Genomic DNA, 21,759 nt, shown 5'->3' on the forward strand with positions numbered 1-21,759 from the left:
GTGGACGGCATGAGCGACGAAGGTATCTCCCAGCCCGGAACCGGCTACCGCAAGGGCCCTGTCCTGCTGCGACGCGGTCAGATCCCCGAGCAGACGACGGACCAGCGGCTCCTCGCGAAGGACGGGGACGCGGACTGGGTCCACGGCGACCCGTGGCGCGTCATGCGCATCCAGTCGGAGTTCGTCGAGGGCTTCGGCGCGCTCGCGGAGCTCGGCCCAGCCATGAGCGTCTTCGGCTCGGCCCGGACCAAGCCCGGCCACCCGGACTACGAGCTCGCGGTCGAGGTCGGCCACCGCCTCGTCGAGAAGGGTTACGCGGTCATCACGGGAGGCGGCCCCGGCATCATGGAGGCCGCGAACAAGGGCGCCTCGGAGGCCGGCGGCGTCTCGGTCGGCCTCGGCATCGAGCTGCCGTTCGAGCAGGGCATGAACCAGTGGGTCGACCTGGGCGTGAACTTCCGCTACTTCTTCGCCCGCAAGACGATGTTCGTCAAGTACGCCTCGGGCTTCGTCGTCCTGCCCGGCGGATTCGGCACCTTCGACGAGCTCTTCGAGGCGCTCACGCTCGTCCAGACGCACAAGGTCACCGAGTTCTCGATCGTCCTCGTGGGCTCGGACTACTGGACGCCCATGATGGAGTGGCTGCGCGGCCCCGTGCTCGAGCGCGGCATGATCTCGGCCGCGGACCTCGACCTCGTGAAGATCGTCGACACGGCCGAGGACGCCGTGGAGATCGTCGTCGCGCGCGACCACGAGCTCCGTGCGGCCCAGGAGGCCGCGCTCGAGTCCCTCGCCGAGGACCAGTCCTCGGCCGCGGCGGCCGGGCGACGCGACGCGTCGTGACAGCCCTGCCTGACGGCGCCGCGCCCGGCGTGCCCTGGGAGCGGCTCGCACCCTCGCTCGACGTGCTCGCACCGATGTCGCCGGCCCTGCGCGTGCGGGGGCGGGACGTCGGTGTGCACGGCGGCGCCGTCATGGCGATCGTCAACAGGACGACGGACTCGTTCTTCCCGTCGGCCCGGCACGCCGACGACGACGTCGCGCTCGCGGCCGTCGAGCGTGCCCTGCGCGACGGCGCGGAGATCATCGACGTCGGAGGGGTGCGCGCGGGCGTGGGCCCCGAGGTCACGCCGGCGGAGGAGATCGACCGCGTCGCGCCGTTCGTCGCGCGCCTGCGCGCCGAGCTCGGTGACACGGTCGTCCTCTCCGTCGACACGTGGCGCGCCGAGGTCGCCGAGGCCGTCGCCGACGCGGGTGCGGACCTCCTCAACGACACCTGGGCGGGAGCCGATCCTGGGCTCGTCGAGGTCGCCGGCCGGCGCGGGCTCGCCGTCGTCGTCTCCCACACGGGTGGCCTGCCGCCCCGCACCGACCCGCACGACGTCCGCTTCGACCTGCCGCCCGATGCCCCTGCGGACGCCGACCCGCTCGACGCCGTCGTCCACGACGTCGTGACGACGCTCGCGGCCGGCGCCGCCCGCGCCGTCGCGTGCGGCGTCGACCCGCTCGGCGTGCTCGTCGACCCGACGCACGACTTCGGCAAGCGCACCGTCGACTCCCTGCGCCTCGTGCGCCGCACACCTGCGCTCGTCGCGCTCGGCCACCCCGTGCTCATGGCGCTCTCGCGCAAGGATTTCGTCGGCGAGACGCTCGACCTCCCGGTCGACGAGCGGCTCGAGGGCACGCTCGCCGCGACCGCGCTCGCTGCGTGGGGCGGCGCCCGCGTGTTCCGTGCGCACGACGTCCGCGCGACCCGGCGGACGCTCGACATGGTCGCCGCGATCCGGGGCGACCTCGCTCCGCGCGCGGCCGTCCGAGGGTTGTGAGCATCGCTCTCAGCACAACCTCCAGGACCCCTGGGAGGGGCGTCATGACGCTCCCATGACCTAAGATGGGGGAGGAATCCGTCGTCCTCGGCGCCTGACGGACGCCTTCCGACCTGCGCTGCGGCGCGGGAGGGAAGGTACGGGCGCCCGGGTGGCGGCCGCAACCGAACGTAAGGGAGAGCCACTCATGGCAGCGATGAAGCCGAGGACCGGCGACGGGCCGCTCGAGGTGACGAAGGAGGGCCGCGGCATCGTCATGCGCGTCCCGCTCGAGGGCGGTGGCCGGCTCGTCGTCGAGCTCAACGCTGGCGAGGCTGCCGAGCTCTGCGCCGCGCTCGACGGTGTGGTGGGCTGACACCTTGCCCCGCACGCCTGCACGTACGGCCGCACCCGTCGTCGACCCGTGGAGCGTCGACCGCGACCTTCCTGAGGTCGTCGTCGCGGCCGGGCGGCTGGCCGAGTGCACGTTCCTCACGCAGGACGAGGTCGAGGTCGTCGTCCTCCCCGTGGCCCCTGGGTCCGAGGAGGAGGACGGCCTCGAGCCGCGTCACGGCATGATCGACGCGGCGCTCCGGTACGGCGTCGACTTCTCCGAGCTCGCGGAGCGCGCGCGCTTCGACGGCGGCGCCGGCGAGACGCTCGTCGTCGACCTGCCCCGCGCGCACCGCGGCGCCGACGCACTTCCCTGGGCGGGTCTGCCCGAGCGTGTCGTCCTGCTCGGCCTCGGGCGCTCGCGCGTCGAGGACTTCCGTCGAGCGGGTGCCGCGATCGCGCGCGTGACGCGCGGCGTCGGCCGCGTCGTGACGACCGCGAGCGGGACCGACACGTTCGCCGACCAGCGGGCGCTCGTCGAGGGCTACCTGCTCGGCGCGTACCGCGCGCCGACGGCTGCGACCGTCGCGCCCCGCACCGAACCGGCCGCGCAGCTCGTGCTCCTCGGCGACCACGCGCAGCGTGCGGTCGACGAGGCCGTGCGCTCCTCGCGCGCCGCCTGGCTCGTGCGCGACCTCACGACGGTCCCGTCGAACATCAAGAACCCCGCATGGCTCGCCGACGTCGCCGAACGCCTCGGGCACGCCGCGGGTCTCTCCGTCACGCGCCTCGACGGCCCCGCGCTCGCTGCGGGCGGCTTCGGCGGCATCACGGCCGTCGGACAGGGTTCCGCGTCCGCGCCGGAGCTCGTCGCGCTCACCTACGCGCCCGAGGACGCGCCCGCCGACGCGCGGCGGGTCGTGCTCGTCGGCAAGGGCATCACGTACGACACGGGCGGCATCGACATCAAGCCGCGCACGTCGATGGTGACGATGAAGAACGACATGTCCGGCGCGGCCGTCGTGCTCGCGGCGGTCCTCGCGGCCGCCGAGGCCCGGCTGCCGCTCCACGTCACCGCGGTGCTGCCGCTCGCCGAGAACCACTTCGGCGCAGCGTCCTACCGCCGCGCCGACGTCCTCACGATGGTCGACGGCACGCGCGTCGAGGTCGGCAACACGGACGCCGAGGGGCGCCTCGTGCTCGCGGACGCCCTCGCGTGGGCGCGGACGACGTTCTCGCCCGACGCGATCGTCGACGTCGCGACGCTCACGGGTGCGGCCGCCGTCGCGCTCGGCCCGCGCACAGCGGCGCTGCTCGCGACCGACGACGCGCTCGCCGGCTCGATCGAGCAGGCGGCGGCGACGACCGGCGAGGCCGTGTGGCGCCTGCCGCTCGTCGACGAGTACGGCGAGCGCATCGGCTCGACCGTCACCGGGCTGCGCAACGTGCCGAACGACGAGCGCGGCGGCGGCGCGATCACCGCTGCGCTCTTCCTTCGACGCTTCGTCGGCGACGTGCCCTGGGCCCACGTCGACATCGCCGGTCCCGCGCACGCGGACAAGGCTTCGCACGAGGTCCCCGCGGGGGCGACAGGATTCGGCGCGCGTCTCCTGCTCGACGCCCTCGAGCGGCTTTCGGTACGAAGCTGAAGCGGCCTGCGGCCCGCGACTGACGTACCTCGGACTGACGCCCGACGACGAATCCCTCCTGCACCGCGGTGCAGGAGGGGTTCGTCATCCGCGGAGGAGCGGTGCGCGACCGGGACGGTCAGCGGCGTACCGCGAGGAGCAGGCCGTCGCCCGAGGGGATCATCGCGGGCAGGACGCGCGGGTCCTCGCGGAGCGTGCGTCCGATCTCGCGGACCATGGTCGTCGCCTCGTCCCGGCGCGCGGGGTCGGCGACGCGGCCGTGCCACAGCGCCTCGTCGAGGGCTAGCACACCGCCCGGGCGCAGGAGCCGCAGCGCCTGCTCGACGTGGTCGGCCGCATGCGTCGAGCCGGCGCCGACGAGCACCAGGTCGTACGCGCCGTCCGCGAGCCGCGGCAGGACGTCGCGGGGACGCCCGTTGATCGTGCGGGCGCGCTCGGGCCGGATGCCGTCCTCCGTGAAAGCGGCCTTGGCCGCCCGCTGGTTCTCGGCCTCCGCGTCGATCGTCGTGAGGACACCGTCGGCGTCCATGCCGCGCAGGAGCCACAGCGACGCGACTCCCGTGCCCGTGCCGACCTCGACGACGGTGCGGGCGCGAAGCGTCGCGGCGAGAAGCCGCAGGACGGATCCCGCGCCGGGCGTGATCGCGTGGCAGCCGTACTGGGCAGCGCGCTCACGTGCGCGCAGGAGGACGTCGTCCTCGACGACGTAGTCCTCGCAGTAGTCCCAGGCCAGTGTCCTGTCGTTGGAGATGATGTCCTCCTCGTCGGCGGTACGGGCCGCCGCGGTACGCGGCCGGCCCTGGGGCCGATCCTACCGCCGCGCCCGCAGCAGGCACGGGCGGACGGGCGCGGCGACCGGGGGATTCGTGACCGGTTCCATGTTCGCCGGTGGCGCACGCGGTTCACGTCCCGGCTCTCTTCCTGAGAGACTGGCTCGGTGAGCGACGTCGAGAGCACCGTGCCGACCTGGGAGCAGATCGTCCAGGACCACTCGGCGCGCGTCTTCCGCCTCGCCTACCGACTCACGGGCAACCGTCACGATGCCGAGGACCTCACGCAGGACGTCTTCGTCCGCGTGCTGCGCTCGCTCGACCGCTACGAGCCCGGTAACTTCGACGGCTGGCTGCACCGCATCACGACGAACCTCTTCCTCGACGGGGCCCGTCGCCGTCAGCGCATCCGCATGGACGCGATGGGGGACGACGCGGCGCGGGTGCCCGGCTCGGCCGAGATCGAGCCCGAGCGTGGCTTCGAGCACGGCAACCTCGACCTCGACGTCCAGCATGCGCTCGACGCGCTGGCTCCCGAGTACCGTGCGGCGGTCGTCCTGTGCGACATCGAGGGTCTCTCGTACGAGGAGATCGCGGTGACGCTCGGCATCAAGCTCGGCACCGTGCGCTCGCGCATCCACCGGGCACGCGCGCAGCTGCGCAAGGAGCTTGCCCACCGCCGCGCTCCCGAGGGGGCCGAGTCGCTCGAGGCGCGCCCGTGACGAGCCACTTCGGCGCGTGGATCAGCGCATACGTCGACGGACAGCTGCCCCTGGCGAAGGCCGAGCGGCTCGAGGCGCACCTCGTCGTGTGCGCGCAGTGCTCGCGCGAGCTCGTCGACGAGCGTCGTGCTCGCACGATGCTGCTCGCGGCACGCGACGTCGCGCCCGGTCCCGATCTCGCGGCACGCATCCTTGCGGGCGCGAGCCCGCAGCCGGTCGTGCACCACGTCCCGCGCCGCGAGCAGCACCCCGACCTGCGGCCCGACACCGGCGGCCGCGCGTTCCCCGCGCTCACGGGCGACCTCCGTCGCCGTCACCGGACGTGGCGGTGGGCTGCGGCCTCTGTCGCGGTCGTCGGGCTCGGCGTCGTCGGGCTCTCCGAGCTCGGCCGTCCCCCGCTCGTCAACCCGGACCCGGAGCGCGTCTCCGCGCTCGGCACGCTGTCTCTCGCGCCCGTGCCCGGCATGGTCGGGGTCGCGGCGACGACCGGTTCGGGTGACGTGCTCGCGAGCCTCGAGCGCGCCGGCTGGGTGCTGCCGGCGGCGCTGCCCGACGGCGTGACGCTCGCGAGCCACACCGTGCTGGACGACTCTCTCGAGCTCGACCTCGACACCCCGGCGGGTCCCGTCGTCGTCGTCGAGCGTCGCGGGACACTTGCGGCCGAGCTCGCGCAGCACACTGCGGTCTCGGTCGCCGGCCGCACCGTCTACGTGCTCACGACCGAGCCGTGGCACGTCGCGACCCAGGTGGGCGACGTCGTCGTCGAGGTCTACGCCGCGGTCGACGACGGTCCCGCGCGGGACCTGCTCGCGTCGCTCGAGGGGGAGGCGCAGGGCGACATCCTCGAGCGTGTCACCCGAGGCTGGTCAGTGCTCACCCAGGAGGTCTCACGATGACCGAACCGTCCGCCGGGCCTGCTCAGCCAGGGCAACCGCCCGTGCCTCCGGGGCCAGCCCCCGTGCCGCCGCCGCCCGCCGGCCCGGGCGCGGCGGTGCCCGCGTCGCCGTTCGCTCCGCCGTCGTCCCCCGGAGCGGGGTCCGCATCCCCGTACGCGCCGCACCCGGCCGCGGGCCACCCGACGCCTGCCGCCTCGGCGGCCATGCCCTCCGGCGGGCCGGCCGTCGCGTACGGGCGCACGCAGGGGAGCCCGGTCCATGCGCACCCCGGGGGCCCGCAGCAGCCGTTCCACGCGTCCCCGGGCGGACCTCTGACCTACGGCCAGCTGCCGCCCCAGGCCGGGCAGCCGCACGTCGGACAGGCCCACGTCGCGCAGCCGCAGGGCTGGGGCCCGCCTCCGGGCGTCCTCCCGAGCGGCCGTCCGCGTCCGAAGGGCCGTGGCCTCGGTGCCGGCGCGGTCGTCGGCGTCATCGTCCTCGGCCTCGTGAGCGGTGCGGTCGGCGCGGCCGGGACGACCGTGCTCCTCGACGCCCGCAACGACGGGCGCGGCAACGGCTCCACGGTCGTCGAGGTGCCCGGCAAGCCGTCAGGCGGCACGGCGGACCGCGCGCCGGGCTCGGTCGCGGGCGTCGCCGCCGCGGTCCTGCCGTCGGTCGTCTCGCTCGAGGTCCGTGGCTCTCAGGGCAGCGCGACCGGGTCGGGCTTCGTGTACTCGGCCGACGGCTTCATCATCACGAACAACCACGTCGTCGCGGGTGCGTCGGGCGAGTCGCCGATCACCGTGACGTTCTCCGACGGCACCGAGCTCGCCGGGACCGTCGTCGGCCGCACCGAGGGCTACGACCTCGCCGTCGTCAAGGTCGAGCGCACGGGGCTCGTGCCGCTGACGCTCGGCGACTCCGAGGTTGTCGTCGTCGGCGACCCGGTCATCGCGATCGGTGCGCCGCTCGGCCTGGAGGGCACGGTGACGACAGGCATCGTCAGCGCGCTCAACCGTCCAGTCACCGCCGGCGACCAGGGCTCGACATCGTGGATCAACGCGCTGCAGACCGACGCCGCGATCAACCCGGGCAACTCCGGCGGGCCGCTCGTCAACCTCGTGGGTGAGGTCGTCGGCGTGAACTCCGCGATCGCGCAGGCGCCAGGGAGCAGCCAGGGAGCCGCGGGCTCGATCGGACTCGGCTTCGCGATCCCCGCCAACCAGGTGCGGCGCACCGCGCAGCAGCTCATCGAGACCGGCACGGCGACGCGGCCGATCATCGGCGCGCTCCTCGACAACCGCTACGAGGGCGAGGGCGTGCGCATCCTGCGCACCGAGGACGCGCCCGCGAACGAGGTCCCGGTCACGCCCGGAGGCCCGGCCGACAAGGCCGGTATCAAGCCGGGCGACGTCATCGTCGGGATCGACGGCCGACCCGTGACGCAGGAGGACGAGCTGCTCGTCGCGATCCGTGCGCTCGCGCCAGGCGACACGATCGTGCTGACGATCCGCGAGGGCAGCACGGACCGTGACGTCTCCGTCGTGCTCGACGAGGCGGACGCCGACTGATGGGCGGCGGCCTCTTCAACGTCAACGGCGCAGAGCTCGTCGTCATCCTGCTCGTCGTCGCTCTCGTCGTCGGGCCTGACCGCCTGCCGGAGTACGCGCGACAGCTCGCCAAGTTCGTGCGCGCGGCGCGCGAGCAGGTGACGAAGGTCCGCGACCGCGTCGACGAGGAGGTTCACGCAGAGCTTGGTGACGTCGACTGGAAGGCGCTCGACCCGCGGCAGTACGACCCTCGACGCATCGTGCGTGAGGCGCTGCTCGACGATCCCGCACCTGCCACCCGGCGCGCCGGCGCGGGCGTCGCTGCAGGCGCCGCGGGCGCGGCCGCGGCACGTGTGACGGTGCCTGCCGCGCAGGCCCCGCTCGTGGCAGGGGAGCTGGCCCCGTTCGACGACGAGGCGACCTGACGACGACGCCTCCCCGGGCCGCCGTGACACCCCGCGCGGCTGTCCACCGACGGCCTGCGGATTACGTGCGAGCCGTGCTCACCTGTCATGATGGGCAGATGCCCGCAACGACGCCGACGACCCCGCGCATCCTCTCCGGGATGCAGCCGACGCAGGACTCGCTCCACCTCGGCAACTACATCGGGGCCCTGTCCCAGTGGGTCGCGCTCCAGGACTCCTACGACGCGTTCTACTGCGTCGTGGACCTTCACGCACTCACCGTCAACCCGGAGCCGGCGGCGCTGCGCCACCGGACGCGCGCGACGGCCGCGCAGTACCTCGCGGGCGGTGTCGACCCTGAGCGCGCAGCGCTCTTCGTGCAGTCGCACGTGACCGAGCACGCCGAGCTCGCGTGGGTGCTCTCGTGCCAGACGGGCTTCGGTGAGGCCGGTCGCATGACGCAGTTCAAGGACAAGTCTGCGAAGAACGGCAACGACGGCACGACCGTCGGCCTCTTCACGTACCCCGTCCTCATGGCCGCGGACATCCTTCTCTACGACACCGCGCTCGTGCCGGTCGGCGAGGACCAGCGTCAGCACCTCGAGCTCACGCGCGACCTCGCGGTCCGGCTCAACACGCGTTTCGGCGACGGTACCGTCGTCGTTCCGGAGGCACACATCCTCCAGGCCGGCGCGAAGATCCAGGACCTCCAGGACCCGCTGCGCAAGATGAGCAAGTCCGAGTCCGGCAAGGGCTCGATCGAGCTGCTCGGCGACATCGGGCAGGCGCGCAAGAACATCCGCTCGGCCGTGACGGACGACGGCTCCGTCATCACCTTCGACCCGGCGGAGAAGCCGGGCATCTCCAATCTGCTGACGATCTACTCGGTGCTCACGGGCCGCTCGATCGAGGAGATCGTCGCGGAGTACGAGGGCAAGATGTACGGCCACCTCAAGGTCGACCTCGCCGAGATCGTCGTCGAGTTCCTCACGCCGCTGCAGGCGACCGCCCAGGGGTACCTCGACGACCCGGCCGAGCTCGACGCGATCCTCGCCCGCGGCGCCGCTCGGGCTCGTGAGGTCGCCTCGACGACGCTCGAGCGCGTCTACGACCGCCTCGGTCTTGTCCGCCCCGCATCGGCGGCCCGATGAGGATCCCCGAGCGCGGCGACGGCCAGGCGCGGATCGGCGTCTCGCTCACCGTCCCTGAGCCGTTCGGCACGGAGCTCGTCGACGCCCGCCGGGCGACCGGCGACGAGTACGCGGACCTCATCCCGCCGCACGTCACGCTGCTCGGCCCGACGGTCGTCGACATCGACGACCTGCCGGCCGTCGAGGAGCACCTTGCGCGCGTCGCGCAGGGCGCTGAGCGATTCACGCTGCGGCTGCGCGGAGCGGCGACGTTCCGACCCGTCTCGCCCGTGGTGTTCGTCCAGGTGGTGCAGGGCATCGCGGAGTGCGAGCAGCTCGAGGGACGCGTCCGCAGCGGCCTGCTCGAGCAGGAGCTGCGCTTCCACTACCACCCGCACGTCACGGTCGCGCACGAGGTCGCGGACGACGCGCTCGACGCGGCGTTCGTCGCGATGGCGGACTACGACGCGGCGTTCGAGGTCACCGAGATCGACCTCTACGAGCACGGCGATGACGGGGTCTGGCGCACGCGCCGCTCGTTCCCCCTGGGCTGATCCCGCGCCACCCGACCCGCTCCTGCGACTCGTAGGGCTCCAGCACCGTCGAACGGTGCTCCGGACCTACGAGCCGGGGAGGGGCGGGCTCCGTGGGCAGCACGAAGGCCCCGGTCACCTTGCGGTGACCGGGGCCTTCGCGTCGTGCGTGTGAGCCCTTCCGGGCGTCAGGCGTCGGGGATCAGAACGCGCGCGTGATCATCGCTCGCTTGACCTCGGCGATCGCCTTGGTGATCTCGATGCCACGGGGGCATGCCTCGGTGCAGTTGAAGGTGGTGCGGCAGCGCCACACGCCCTCCTTGTCGTTGAGGATCTCGAGGCGCTGGGTCGCCGCGTCGTCGCGCGAGTCGAAGATGAAGCGGTGGGCGTTGACGATCGCGGCCGGGCCGAAGTACTGCCCGTCCGTCCAGAACACGGGGCACGACGACGTGCACGCGGCGCAGAGGATGCACTTCGTGGTGTCGTCGTAGACCGCGCGCTGCTCGGGGGACTGGATGCGCTCCTGGGAGGGCTGGTTCCCGCTCGTCACGAGGAACGGCATGATCTCGCGGTAGGACGCGAAGAACGGCTCCATGTCGACGACGAGGTCCTTGATGACGGGCAGGCCCTTGATGGGCTCGACCGTGATCGGCTTGCGGATGTCGAGGTCCTTGAGGAGCGTCTTGCACGCGAGACGGTTGCGGCCGTTGATACGCATCGCGTCGGAGCCGCAGATGCCGTGGGCGCACGAGCGGCGGAACGTCAGCGAGCCGTCCTGCTCCCACTTGATCTTGTGGAGCGCGTCGAGGACGCGATCCGTCCCGTGCATGGTGAGCACGTGCTCGTCCCAGTAGGAGTCGTCGCCGTGCGGGCCCTCGGGGAGGTACCGGCGCACGCGCAGCGTCACCTGGAAGCTCGGAACCTCGCCCACGGACGTCGCGGGGGCGGTCTGCTCGGTCGTCGCAGTCATCAGTACTTACGCTCCATCGGCTGGTAGCGGGTAACCACGACCGGCTTCGGCTCGAGCCGGATCTCGTGCGGGGGGATGCCGGCCGCGTCGGCGGCCACGGCGTCGCCGCGGCGGTAGGCCATGGTGTGCGCCATGAACTGCTCGTCGTCGCGGTCGGGGTAGTCCTCGCGGAAGTGGCCGCCACGCGACTCCTTGCGCTCGAGCGCGCCCACGACGACGACCTCGGCGAGGTCGAGGAGGAAGCCGAGCTCGACGGCCTCGAGGAGGTCCGTGTTGAAGAGGCGTCCCTTGTCCTGGACGGACACCTTGCCGTAGCGCTTCTGGAGGTCCTTGACGACGGCGAGGGTCTCGGTGAGGGAGGCCTCGGTGCGGAACACCTGGGCGCCGCGGTCCATGGACTCCTGCAGCTCGCGGCGCAGGTCGGCGACGCGCTCCCCGTCGGGCCGCGACCGCATGGCCTCGAGCTCGGCGATCGTGTCGGCGGCGGCGTCCTCGGGCATGTCGACGAACGACGCGCCTGCGGCGTACTCCGCGGCGGCGACGCCGGCGCGCTTGCCGAAGACGTTGATGTCGAGCAGCGAGTTGGTGCCGAGCCGGTTGGAGCCGTGGACGGACACGCACGCGACCTCGCCCGCGGCGTAGAGGCCCCGGACGACGTCGGTGTTGTTGCGCAGCACCTCGGTCGTGATGTTCGTCGGCACACCGCCCATCGCGTAGTGCGCGGTGGGGTAGACGGGCACGGGCTCGGTGTACGGCTCGATGCCGAGGTAGGTGCGCGCGAACTCCGTGATGTCCGGGAGCTTGGCGTCGATGTGCGCGGGCTCGAGGTGCGTGAGGTCGAGCAGGACGTAGTCCTTGTTGGGGCCCGCGCCGCGACCCTCGCGGACCTCGTTCGCCATGGAGCGCGCGACGATGTCGCGGGGCGCGAGATCCTTGATGGTCGGGGCGTAGCGCTCCATGAAGCGCTCGCCGTCGCCGTTGCGGAGGATGCCGCCCTCGCCGCGGGCCGCCTCCGAGAGGAGGATGCCGAGGCCCGCGAGGCCTGTCGGGTGGAACTGGAAGAACTCCATGTCCTCGAGCGGCAGGCCGCGCCGCAGGGCGAGGGCCATGCCGTCGCCCGTGAGGGTGTGCGCGTTCGACGTCGTCTTGAAGATCTTGCCCGCGCCGCCGGTCGCGAGGATGACGGACTTCGCGCGGAAGATGTGGATCTCGCCCGACGCGAGGTCGTACGCGACGACGCCCGCGACGGAGACGGGCTCGCCCTCGGCGACGTCCTCGTGCGCGAGGTTCTTGTCGAGGATGATGTCGAGCACGTAGAACTCGTTGAAGAACTCGACGTCCTGCTTGACACAGTTCTGGTAGAGCGTCTGCAGGATCATGTGGCCCGTGCGGTCGGCGGCGTAGCACGAGCGGCGCACGGCGGCCTCGCCGTGGTTGCGCGTGTGCCCGCCGAAGCGTCGCTGGTCGATCTTGCCCTCGGGGGTGCGGTTGAACGGCAGACCCATGCGCTCGAGGTCGAGCACCGCGTCGATGGCCTCCTTGGCCATGACCTCGGCGGCGTCCTGGTCGACGAGGTAGTCGCCGCCCTTGACGGTGTCGAAGGTGTGCCACTCCCAGTTGTCCTCCTCGACGTTGGCGAGGGCGGCGCACATGCCGCCCTGCGCCGCGCCGGTGTGGGACCGGGTCGGGTAGAGCTTCGAGATGACGGCGGTGCGGGCGCGGGTCGAGGACTCCAGGGCCGCGCGCATGCCGGCGCCGCCTGCGCCGACGATGACGACGTCGTACTGGTGGGTCTGCATCGCTTCTGATGCCTCCTGGGACGTGACGGGTGTGGCTTGCCGGGGGCCGGGCTCAGAGCTGCTTGCAGAAGTTCGCGAGCAGCGCGGGATCGGCGCCCGCGGGGCACGGGTCGAACGTGAAGATCACGAGGGTCCCGGTGACGACGACGATGACGAACGCGGAGTAGAGCAGGACCTTGAGGACGCCGCGCGTGCGGTCCTTCTCGGCGTAGTCGTTGATGATCGTGCGCACGCCGTTGGTGCCGTGCATCATCGCGAGCCACAGCATGATGAGGTCGACGATCCGCCACGGGAGGCTCGCCCACTTGCCGGCGACGAAGGCGAAGTCGATCGCCTTGATGCCCTCGCCCGCGAGGAGGTTGACGAAGAGGTGCGTGAAGATCAGGGCGACGAGGACGACGCCCGAGATCCGCATGAAGACCCAGCCGTAGAGCTCGAAGTTGCCCCGGGTGGTCTTGCGGCGCGCGTACGGGGAGCGCGGTGCGGTGATGAGGGGGGTGCTCACGGTCAGCCTCCGAACACGTGCATGAGGTGACGCGGCAGGAAGCCAGCCATCGTCACGACGAACAGGCCGACGACCACCCAGAACAGGGTGCGGTGGTGCTTGGCGCCCTTGCCCCAGTAGTCGACGAGGATGATCCGCAGGCCGTTGAAGGCGTGGAAGACGATCGCCGCGACGAGGCCGGCCTCCCCGAGACCCATGATCGGGTTCTTGTACGTCCCGATGACCGCGTTGTACGCCTCGGGGGAGACCCGGACGAGCGCGGTGTCGAGCACGTGCACAAGAAGGAAGAAGAAGATGAGCACTCCGGTCACGCGGTGCGCGACCCATGACCACATGCCTTCACGGCCGCGGTACAAGGTGCCTGGTGCCTTGGGCACGATGGCCTCCCGGGGGCGAGTTCCGGACGGCGACGTCGGCGTCGTCGTTCCTGACACGTGGCGAGGACGAAAGTCCTGCCACATGGAGCCACTCTAGTGTTCTCCGGCGGGAGCCGTGCGCCGACGGTGACGGAACTGTGCGCATGGGCCCCGAGTTTGTGACGCACTGCACAAGCCCGGCGTGGCTTGCTGACCCTTGCGCCTAGGATCGTCGTCATGACGAGCCCCGCCACCCCGCCGGCCCTCCCTGTCGTGCCCTCCCTGCCCGACGGCGTCGCCTCCGGCGACCTGCCGTTCCACGCGGTCATCCCGGCAGGCGGCGCAGGGACACGCCTGTGGCCGCTCTCGCGCGCAGGCTCGCCGAAGTTCCTTCACGACCTCACCGGCTCGGGCCGCAGCCTGCTCCAGGCGACGGTCGACCGCCTCGCCGACCTCGGCGACGTGGGCGTCACGATCGTCACGGGGGCCCGTCACGTCGAGGCGGCGCGGGCCCAGCTCCCGTCGCTCGGCGACGCCGACGTGCTCGCCGAGCCGAGCCCGCGCGACTCCATGGCGGCGATCGGACTTGCGGCCGCCGTGCTCGAGGAGCGCCACGGTCCCGTCGTCCTCGGCTCGTTCGCGGCCGACCAGGTCATCACGAGCACGACGACGTTCGTCGCGGCCGTGCGCGAGGGCATCGAGGCCGCGCGCGCGGGCTACGTCACGACGATCGGCATCGCGGCGACGCGCCCGTCCGTCGCGTTCGGCTACGTGCACGGCGGTGACCCGCTCGGCCTCGAGGGGGCACCGAGCGTGCGGCGCGTGCGCGGCTTCACCGAGAAGCCCGACGCCGCGACGGCACGCACCTACCTCGCGTCGGGCGAGTACCGCTGGAACGCGGGGATGTTCCTCACGCGTTCGGACGTCCTGCTCGCGCACCTCGCGCGCGAGCGTCCCGAGCTGCACGACGGTCTCCGCGAGGTCGCGCGCGCCTGGGACACGCCCGCGCGCGCCGAGGTCCTCGCCCGCGTGTGGCCGACGCTCGAGAAGATCGCGATCGACCACGCGATCGCCGAGCCAGTCGCGGCTGCGGGCGGCGTCGCGATGGTCCCGGGCGACTTCGGCTGGGACGACGTCGGCGACTTCAACTCTCTCGCGGCGCTCCTGCCCGCGGTGGACGGCAGCGGATCGAAGGTCCTCGGCGACGGCGACCAGGTCCTGCGCATCGAGAGCGCGGGCTCCGTCGTCGTCCCGGCCGCGGGGCGCCAGATCGTCCTCCTCGGCCTCGACGACGTCGTCGTGGTCGACACGGACGACGTCGTGCTCGTCACGACACGCGCCCGCGCGCAGCAGGTCAAGGCCGCGGTCGACGCGGTCCGGGACCGCGGCCGCGACGACCTGCTCTGACGTGCGGGAAGACGTCCGCGCCAGGCAGGCGCGGACGTCGCGGGGTCCGACCTGCGCGCGGGGATAACCTCGGACCATGAGCAGCCACGCCGTCCCGCGCCTCGCGGAGCTCGTCGACGAGCTCGCCGACGAGCTCGTCTCGTTCCGGCGCGACGTCCACGCCCACCCCGAGCTCGCTCGCGCCGAGGTGCGCACGACGGCGCTCGTCGCCGAGCGGCTGCGCGCCGAGGGGCTCGAGCCGCGCATGCTCGCCGGCACGGGGCTCACGTGCGACATCGGCACGGTGGGGGAGGGCGACACGCGTCCGCGCATCGGCCTGCGCGCCGATCTCGACGCGTTGCCCGTGCCCGAGGCGACAGGGCTTCCGTTCGCGTCGACGGTCCCCGGCGTCTCGCACGCGTGCGGCCACGACGTCCACACCGCGGTCGTGCTCGGTGCGGGGATCGCGCTCGCGCGGCTCCACCGTGAGCAGCCGCTGCCGCACCCCGTCCGCCTCGTGCTCCAGCCGGCTGAGGAGGTGCAGCCAGGGGGCGCCCTCGACCTGCTCCAGCAGGGCGTCACGGAGCGGCTCGCCAGGATCTTCACGGTGCACTGCGAGCCCAAGCTCGACGTCGGTCTCGTCGGGACGCGCATCGGCCCCATCACGTCGGCGTCCGACGAGATCACGATCCGCGTCGAGGGCTTCGGCGGGCACACGTCGAGGCCCCACCTCACGGGCGACGTCGTCGCGGCGCTCGCGCAGCTCGCGACCCAGCTGCCCGTCATCCTCGGGCGGCGCCTCGACCCGCGCTCGGGCATCAACCTCACGTGGGGCACGATCCGCGCAGGCGACGCGCACAACGCGATCCCCACGCGCGGCCTCCTCAGGGGAACGCTGCGCAGCCTCGATGCGCGTGCCGCCGAGCTTGCCGGGCCGGTGCTCGTGGATGCGGTCGCGCACGTGGCCGCGCCATTCGGCGTGACCGCAGAGCTCACGCACATCCGCGGCGTGCCGCCCGTCGTCAACGACGAGGCGTGCACGCGCGCGCTCGACCGGGCGGTCCGCGCCACCGTCGGGCCGCACGCCGCCGTTCTCACGGAGCAGTCGCTCGGCGGGGAGGACTTCGCGTGGTACCTCACGAAGGTGCCGGGCGCGCTCGCCCGGCTCGGGACGCGCACGCCCGGCTCTCGCCCGGGGGACCTCCACCAAGCGGATTTCGTCCCCGACGAGCAAGCGATCACGCTCGGGGCCAGGCTGCTCGCCGCGGTCGCGCTCGACGTCGACCGATGAGGGCGCTGTCACGAGCTGCCGGCGTGAGCGTCCGGTTGCGCGGTCCCGCGCGTGTGGTCTGCGGTCTTGCTGTGGCGGGCGGGGCCACGTCCGGCGCGTGACGCAGGTCACGCGACCGGTGGCGAACCCGTCTTCGGGATGCCAGTTTCCCGATGGGTGAGACGCCCTGTCCCGCCCGCGAGACCATCCGTACCGACTGCGTAACGGAACGCCCTCGGGGACCTGCGCGACGCTGGACCTGTGCCAGCCCCTCGATAGAGTCGTCTCACCACGCTCCCGGTGAGAAGTGGCGCGACGGCCGACGATGTCCGTCGGAAACGCCGCGCCTGCATCGTCGAGCGACGTCCGAGAGATCTGCTGAGGAGATCCGCGTGAACAAGACCATCAAGCTCACGGCCGTCGCGGCCGTGGCCGCGCTCGCGCTCGCCGCGTGCGCCGAGGCCCCCGGCGACGGCGCGACGTCGGCCGCGCCGACGCCCGTCCAGACGGTCAAGCCCGTCGACGGCTTCAAGCCCTGCATCGTCTCCGACGCCGGCGGCTTCGACGACAAGTCGTTCAACCAGCTCTCCTTCGAGGGCCTCCAGAAGGCGGCCGCCGAGTTCGGCGTCAAGGCCGGCGAGGTCCAGTCGAAGTCGGACGCGGACTTCAAGCCGAACCTCGACTCGCTCCTCACGGCGAACTGCTCGCTCATCACGTCGGTCGGCTTCGCGCTGTCCGCCGCGACGGTCGAGGCCGCCAAGGCGAACCCGGACGTCCAGTACGTCCTCGTCGACGACGCCGCGGACAACGACTTCGACGGCAAGAAGGACGCGGAGAACATCAAGCCGCTCGTCTACGACACGGCCCAGGCCGCGTTCCTCGCGGGCTACCTCGCCGCGGGCTACTCCAAGGCGGGCAAGGTCGGCACGTACGGCGGCATGCCCTTCCCGACCGTGACGATCTTCATGGACGGCTTCAAGCAGGGCGTCGAGCACTACAACAAGGTGAAGAGCGCCAACGTCCAGGTCATCGGCTTCGAGGGCGGCGACAAGGGCACGTTCACGGGTGGCTTCGAGAACAACCAGAAGGCCCGCGAGGCCGCTGACTCGATCATCAACCAGGGTGTCGACGTCCTCCTCCCCGTCGGTGGCCCGATCTACCAGGCCGCCCTCCCGGCGATCGACGACTCCGGCCGCGAGATCGCGATCATCGGCGTCGACGCCGACGTCTTCAAGACCGACCCCAAGACGGAGAAGTACATCCTCACGTCGATCGAGAAGAAGATGGACCAGTCCGTCTACGACTCGGTCATGACGGCCGGCAAGGGCGAGTTCTCGTTCGACGCGTACGTCGGCACGCTCGCCAACGCGGGCGTCGGCATCGCGCCGCTGCACAACTTCGAGAGCAAGGTCGACGCGACCCTCGTCGCCGAGGTCGACGCCCTCAAGGCGCAGATCATCAGCGGCGAGGTCAAGGTCACGTCCTACCTCGCGAAGTGACACCACGCGTTCTCCCCGGGGCGGCGCGCCCGCCCCGGGGAGAACGCGTGCCCAGCTCCACCCTCCGTAAAGGAACCGACCGATGAAGCTCGAGCTGCGCGGCATCACCAAGCGCTTCGGCGCCCTCGTCGCCAACGACCACATCGACCTCACGGTCGAGCCCGGGGAGATCCACTGCCTCCTCGGTGAGAACGGCGCCGGCAAGTCCACCCTCATGAATGTCCTCTACGGCCTCTACACGGCCGACGAGGGCGACGTCCTCCTCGACGGCGAGAAGGTCACCTTCGCAGGACCCGGCGACGCGATGGCCGCAGGCATCGGCATGGTGCACCAGCACTTCATGCTCGTGCCGGTCTTCACCGTCGCCGAGAACGTCATGCTCGGCCACGAGCAGACGAAGGCGGGCGGCCGCCTCGACCTCGACGCGGCCCGGGCGAAGGTCCGCGAGATCGCCGACCGCTTCGGCTTCCAGGTCGACCCCGACGCGATCGTCGAGGACCTGCCCGTCGGCGTGCAGCAGCGCGTTGAGATCATCAAGGCGCTCTCGCGCGACGCGCGCGTCCTCGTCTTCGACGAGCCGACCGCCGTGCTCACGCCGCAGGAGACCGACGAGCTCATGGCGATCATGCGCCAGCTCAAGGCCGAGGGCACTGCCATCGTCTTCATCACCCACAAGCTCCGCGAGGTGCGCGAGGTCGCCGACCGCATCACGGTCATGCGTCGTGGCGCCGTCGTCGGCGAGGCCGAGCCCGGCTCGAGCGACGCCGACCTCGCCTCACTCATGGTCGGGCGTGCCGTCGAGCTCGTCGTCCACAAGGACGCGCCGCAGCACTCCGACGCGCTCCTCGAGGTCGAGGGGCTCGAGATCGTCGACGCCCAGGGCGTCGTCCTCGTCGACGACCTCTCGTTCTCCGTCCGTGGCGGCGAGATCCTCGTCATCGCCGGCGTCCAGGGCAACGGGCAGACCGAGCTCGCCGACGCGCTGCTCGGCCTCGTCGCACCCGCCTCCGGGGAGATCCGCCTCGACGGTACGAACCTCGTCGGGCGCAACGTCCGCCAGTTCCTCGACGCAGGCATCGGCTTCGTCCCCGAGGACCGCGGCCACGACGGCCTCGTCGGCACGTTCACCGTCGCCGAGAACCTCATCCTCGACCGCACCGACGGGCCTCCCTTCGTCAAGGCGGGGTCGCTCCAGCTCGCCGAGCGGGACCGCTTCGCCGAGGAAAAGGTCGCCGAGTTCGACATCCGTACGCAGGGCATCACGACGCACGCCGGGCGCCTCTCGGGAGGCAACCAGCAGAAGGTCGTCCTCGCGCGCGAGCTCTCGCGCGACCTGCGGCTGCTCGTCGCCTCCCAGCCGACGCGCGGCGTCGACGTCGGCTCGATCGAGTTCATCCACAAGCGCATCGTCGCGACCCGCGACTCGGGCATCCCCGTCATCGTCGTCGCGACCGAGCTCGACGAGGCCGTCGCCCTCGCGGACCGCATCCTCGTGATGTACCGCGGCCGTGTCGTCGGCATCGTCCCCGCGGACACCCCGCGTGACGTCCTCGGCCTCATGATGGCCGGCATCCCGGCAGAAGAGAGCGAAGCCGCATGAGCACCACCGAGAACCCGCGGCCCGGGGGCGACGACCACAGCCTCGCCACGACGCCCGGCGCTTCTGCGGCGCCCGCGCCCACCGCTCCAGTGGGCGAGCCCGAGAACCGCTTCTCCACGGCCTGGCGCGAGATCGTCGGCGGGTCGTGGGGCGTGTCCGTCGGCGCCGTCATCCTCGCGCTCCTCGCGGGCGCCGTGATGATCGCGGCCACCGACGAGACGGTCCGTCAGAGCGCGACCTACTTCTTCTCCAAGCCCGGCGACATGATCGCCGCCGCGTGGACCACCGTGCGCGACGCGTACGGCGCGCTCCTGCGCGGCGCGATCTGGAACCCGGCCGGTGACACGTTCCTCGAGAACATCCGTCCGCTCGCGACGTCCCTCACGTACGCGACGCCGCTCATCGCCGCCGGTCTCGGCCTCGCGATCGGCTTCCGTGCAGGCCTCTTCAACATCGGTGGCCAGGGTCAGATGATCCTCGCCGCGATCGGCGCCGGCTGGGTCGGCTTCGCGCTCGACCTGCCTGCGGGTTTGCACCTCGTGCTCGCGATCGTCGTCGGCATCGCGGCCGGAGCCCTCTGGGCCGGTGTCGCAGGCCTCCTCAAGGCGGCCACGGGTGCGCACGAGGTCATCACGACCATCATGCTCAACCACACCGCGTACTACCTGCTGTTCTTCCTCCTCGCGACCCCCGGCCTCCTGCAGGCTCCCGGGTCCGCGAACCCGAAGACGCCGCCGATGAAGGAGACGGCGATCCTGCCGGACCTCTTCGGCTCCGGGTTCCCGCTCCACGCGGGCTTCCTCCTCGCGCTCGCCGCCGTCGCGGTGACGTGGTGGCTGCTCGAGCGCTCGCGCCTCGGCTTCTCGTTCCGTGCCGTCGGGGAGAACCCCAAGGCCGCGCGCGTCGCAGGCATCGACGTCAAGCGCACGACCGTCTACTCGATGCTCGTCTCGGGCGCGATGCTCGGCGTCGCCGGGGCGGCACAGGTCCTCGGCACCTCGACGACCGGCTTCTCGACCGACGTCGACGCAGGTATGGGCTTCGACGCCATCACCGTCGCGCTGCTCGGCCGCTCGACCCCGCTCGGCACGCTCGGCGCCGGCATCCTCTTCGGCGCCTTCAAGTCCGGCGGCGCCACGATGCAGGCCGCCGAGACGATCCCCATCGAGATCGTCACGGTCATCCAGTCCCTCATCGTGCTCTTCATCGCCGCACCACCGCTCGTCCGGGCCATCTTCAGGCTCCCGGCCCCCGGCACGGCGAAGGCCGCGCGCCGCGTTCGCAAGGAGGTGGCGGCATGAGCGCCCCCACGACCGTCCCCGACGAGCAGTCAGTCTCCGGGCAGCTGCGCCACGTCGAGGTCATCAGCACGAAGTTCGCGATTGTCCTCTCGGCCGCGACCGCCATCCTCCTCGCGATCGTCGGGCTCGTGCCGCGCGAGGGCGACGTCCGCTTCCGGCTCTCCGGCGGCAGCGAGGCACTGCAGATCCCGAGCCTCGAGGTCCCCGCGATGCCGCTCGCATGGGCGTCCGTCGTCATCTGCCTCGTCCTCGCCGTCCTCAGCTGGGTCCTGTGGCGCTCCGGTCGGCGCACCCCCTGGTACGTCGGCGTCGTCTTCGGCGTCGTGTTCCTCGCAGGGTTCCTCGGCTGGGCCGGTGCAGGCTCGCCGAGCGACGTCCCGGTCTCGAACCTCCTCGGCTCGTCGATCCTTCTCGCGGTGCCGATCATCTTCGGCGCCCTCGGCGGCACGATCGGTGAGCGCGCGGGCGTCGTCAACATCGCGATCGAAGGACAGCTCCTCGGCTCGGCGTTCGTCGCGGCCATCGTCGGCACCATGACCCAGAGCCCCTGGGCCGGCCTCCTCGCGGGCATGTTCGCGGGAGCCCTGGTCGCGCTCGTGCTCGGCGTCTTCACGATCACCTACCGCGTCGACCAGGTCATCGTCGGTGTCGTCCTCAACGTCCTCGTCCTGGGTCTCACGAGCTTCATCTACTCCCAGGTGCTCGTGCCGCAGGCCGACCTCTACAACAGCACGGTGCGCTTCCCGCGGGTGTCCATCCCCGTGCTCAGCGAGATCCCGATCATCGGCTCGGCGCTGTTCCACCAGTCGATCATCGTGTACCTCCTCTACCTCACGGTGCCCGCCATCTGGTTCGCGATGTTCCGCACCCGCTGGGGCCTGCGCCTGCGCGCCGTCGGCGAGCACCCGCTCGCCGCCGACACCGTCGGCATCAAGGTGAAGAGCGTGCGCTACCGCGCGCTGCTCGTCGCCGGTGCGATCGTCGGCATGGGCGGCGCGTACTACACGCTCGTCTCCGTCTCGGGCTTCGGCAAGAACATGACCGCGGGCGCCGGCTTCATCGCCCTCGCCGCCGTGATCTTCGGTAAGTGGGACCCCATCAAGGCGACTCTCGCGGGCCTGCTCTTCGGGTTCTCGACGGCGCTCGCGAGCGCCATGTCGATCGTCCAGGCGCCTGTGCCGAGCCAGTTCATGCTCATGCTCCCGTACGTCGTCACGCTGCTCGCGGTCGCCGGCCTCATCGGCCGGTCGCGTGCACCCGCGGCGTCGGGCACGGCCTACGTCAAGGAATGACCGTCGACGC

At 71.9% G+C, this 21,759-nt stretch carries 21 protein-coding genes; 16 read left to right on the plus strand and 5 right to left on the minus strand.

Annotated elements, in window-relative coordinates:
• Positions 1-9: 9 nt before the first annotated feature.
• The 4 genes from G7063_RS04170 to G7063_RS04185 all read left to right on the plus strand — a co-directional run bounded on the left by G7063_RS04170 (position 10) and on the right by G7063_RS04185 (position 3,787).
• The gene (locus G7063_RS04170; RefSeq protein WP_166413269.1) at positions 10-843 is read left to right on the plus strand and encodes a TIGR00730 family Rossman fold protein; all 834 of its coding nucleotides are present in this window, start codon (positions 10-12) and stop codon (positions 841-843) included.
• Positions 844-917: 74 nt separating this feature from the next.
• Entirely contained in the window at positions 918-1,826 is a 909-nt protein-coding gene (folP, locus tag G7063_RS04175; RefSeq protein ID WP_166415190.1) for a dihydropteroate synthase, read from the plus strand.
• Between the two features lie 187 nt (positions 1,827-2,013).
• Entirely contained in the window at positions 2,014-2,181 is a 168-nt protein-coding gene (locus G7063_RS04180) for a DUF3117 domain-containing protein (RefSeq protein WP_166413270.1), read from the plus strand.
• 4 nt (positions 2,182-2,185) lie between these two features.
• Positions 2,186-3,787 (plus strand): M17 family metallopeptidase, encoded by a 1,602-nt coding sequence (locus tag G7063_RS04185; RefSeq protein ID WP_166413271.1) that lies wholly within the window; start codon positions 2,186-2,188, stop codon positions 3,785-3,787.
• 118 nt (positions 3,788-3,905) lie between these two features.
• On the opposite strand, the gene G7063_RS04190 is transcribed toward G7063_RS04185, so the two are convergent.
• Positions 3,906-4,541, minus strand: coding sequence for an O-methyltransferase (locus G7063_RS04190; RefSeq protein WP_370520741.1), 636 nt, complete (start codon positions 4,539-4,541; stop codon positions 3,906-3,908).
• 183 nt (positions 4,542-4,724) lie between these two features.
• On the opposite strand from G7063_RS04190, the gene sigE reads away from it, so the two are divergent.
• From sigE to G7063_RS04220, 6 genes are all read left to right on the plus strand, one after another.
• On the plus strand, positions 4,725-5,279 hold the full coding sequence (gene sigE, locus G7063_RS04195; RefSeq protein WP_166413272.1) for an RNA polymerase sigma factor SigE: 555 nt from the start codon (positions 4,725-4,727) through the stop codon (positions 5,277-5,279).
• Complete coding sequence (locus G7063_RS04200; protein ID WP_166413273.1) at positions 5,276-6,175, plus strand: anti-sigma factor; 900 nt, start codon at positions 5,276-5,278, stop codon at positions 6,173-6,175. Before sigE ends, G7063_RS04200 begins: the two co-directional genes overlap by 4 nt.
• Positions 6,172-7,725 (plus strand): S1C family serine protease, encoded by a 1,554-nt coding sequence (locus tag G7063_RS04205; protein WP_166413274.1) that lies wholly within the window; start codon positions 6,172-6,174, stop codon positions 7,723-7,725. The genes G7063_RS04200 and G7063_RS04205 overlap by 4 nt, the downstream gene beginning before the upstream one ends.
• Positions 7,725-8,129, plus strand: a complete 405-nt coding sequence (locus G7063_RS04210) for a twin-arginine translocase TatA/TatE family subunit (protein ID WP_166413275.1) — start codon at positions 7,725-7,727, stop codon at positions 8,127-8,129. The genes G7063_RS04205 and G7063_RS04210 overlap by 1 nt, the downstream gene beginning before the upstream one ends.
• A 98-nt stretch (positions 8,130-8,227) precedes the next feature.
• Positions 8,228-9,259, plus strand: a complete 1,032-nt coding sequence (trpS, locus tag G7063_RS04215) for a tryptophan--tRNA ligase (protein ID WP_166413276.1) — start codon at positions 8,228-8,230, stop codon at positions 9,257-9,259.
• Positions 9,256-9,792, plus strand: a complete 537-nt coding sequence (locus G7063_RS04220; RefSeq protein WP_166413277.1) for a 2'-5' RNA ligase family protein — start codon at positions 9,256-9,258, stop codon at positions 9,790-9,792. The genes trpS and G7063_RS04220 overlap by 4 nt, the downstream gene beginning before the upstream one ends.
• Before the next feature lie 181 nt (positions 9,793-9,973).
• Here G7063_RS04220 and G7063_RS04225 read toward each other — a convergent pair whose 3' ends face one another.
• The 4 genes from G7063_RS04225 to sdhC are packed head-to-tail and all read right to left on the minus strand — an operon-like array spanning position 9,974 to position 13,422.
• Positions 9,974-10,741 carry a succinate dehydrogenase iron-sulfur subunit gene (locus G7063_RS04225; RefSeq protein WP_166413278.1) on the minus strand — a complete coding sequence of 256 codons (768 nt, stop codon included), beginning with the start codon at positions 10,739-10,741 and terminating at the stop codon, positions 9,974-9,976.
• Entirely contained in the window at positions 10,741-12,540 is a 1,800-nt protein-coding gene (gene sdhA, locus G7063_RS04230; protein ID WP_166413279.1) for a succinate dehydrogenase flavoprotein subunit, read from the minus strand. Before sdhA ends, G7063_RS04225 begins: the two co-directional genes overlap by 1 nt.
• A gap of 52 nt (positions 12,541-12,592) precedes the next feature.
• Complete coding sequence (locus G7063_RS04235; RefSeq protein WP_166413280.1) at positions 12,593-13,045, minus strand: succinate dehydrogenase hydrophobic membrane anchor subunit; 453 nt, start codon at positions 13,043-13,045, stop codon at positions 12,593-12,595.
• 2 nt (positions 13,046-13,047) lie between these two features.
• Positions 13,048-13,422, minus strand: a complete 375-nt coding sequence (gene sdhC / locus G7063_RS04240) for a succinate dehydrogenase, cytochrome b556 subunit (RefSeq protein WP_240916181.1) — start codon at positions 13,420-13,422, stop codon at positions 13,048-13,050.
• Positions 13,423-13,638: 216 nt separating this feature from the next.
• Here sdhC and G7063_RS04245 point away from each other — a divergent pair, with 216 nt between their 5' ends.
• From G7063_RS04245 to G7063_RS04270, 6 genes are all read left to right on the plus strand, one after another.
• Positions 13,639-14,808: a mannose-1-phosphate guanylyltransferase gene (locus G7063_RS04245; protein ID WP_166413282.1), complete on the plus strand. Its 1,170-nt coding sequence runs from the start codon at positions 13,639-13,641 to the stop codon at positions 14,806-14,808.
• 76 nt (positions 14,809-14,884) lie between these two features.
• Positions 14,885-16,078: an amidohydrolase gene (locus tag G7063_RS04250; protein ID WP_166413283.1), complete on the plus strand. Its 1,194-nt coding sequence runs from the start codon at positions 14,885-14,887 to the stop codon at positions 16,076-16,078.
• Positions 16,079-16,449: 371 nt separating this feature from the next.
• The gene (locus G7063_RS04255; protein ID WP_206188207.1) at positions 16,450-17,556 is read left to right on the plus strand and encodes a BMP family protein; all 1,107 of its coding nucleotides are present in this window, start codon (positions 16,450-16,452) and stop codon (positions 17,554-17,556) included.
• Positions 17,557-17,638: 82 nt separating this feature from the next.
• The gene (locus tag G7063_RS04260) at positions 17,639-19,156 is read left to right on the plus strand and encodes an ABC transporter ATP-binding protein (protein ID WP_166413284.1); all 1,518 of its coding nucleotides are present in this window, start codon (positions 17,639-17,641) and stop codon (positions 19,154-19,156) included.
• On the plus strand, positions 19,153-20,457 hold the full coding sequence (locus G7063_RS04265; protein WP_166413285.1) for an ABC transporter permease: 1,305 nt from the start codon (positions 19,153-19,155) through the stop codon (positions 20,455-20,457). Before G7063_RS04260 ends, G7063_RS04265 begins: the two co-directional genes overlap by 4 nt.
• Positions 20,454-21,749, plus strand: a complete 1,296-nt coding sequence (locus tag G7063_RS04270; RefSeq protein ID WP_166413286.1) for an ABC transporter permease — start codon at positions 20,454-20,456, stop codon at positions 21,747-21,749. The genes G7063_RS04265 and G7063_RS04270 overlap by 4 nt, the downstream gene beginning before the upstream one ends.
• Positions 21,750-21,759: the final 10 nt, after the last annotated feature.

The organism is Sanguibacter sp. HDW7 (assembly GCF_011300875.1).
Classification (GTDB): domain Bacteria; phylum Actinomycetota; class Actinomycetes; order Actinomycetales; family Cellulomonadaceae; genus Flavimobilis.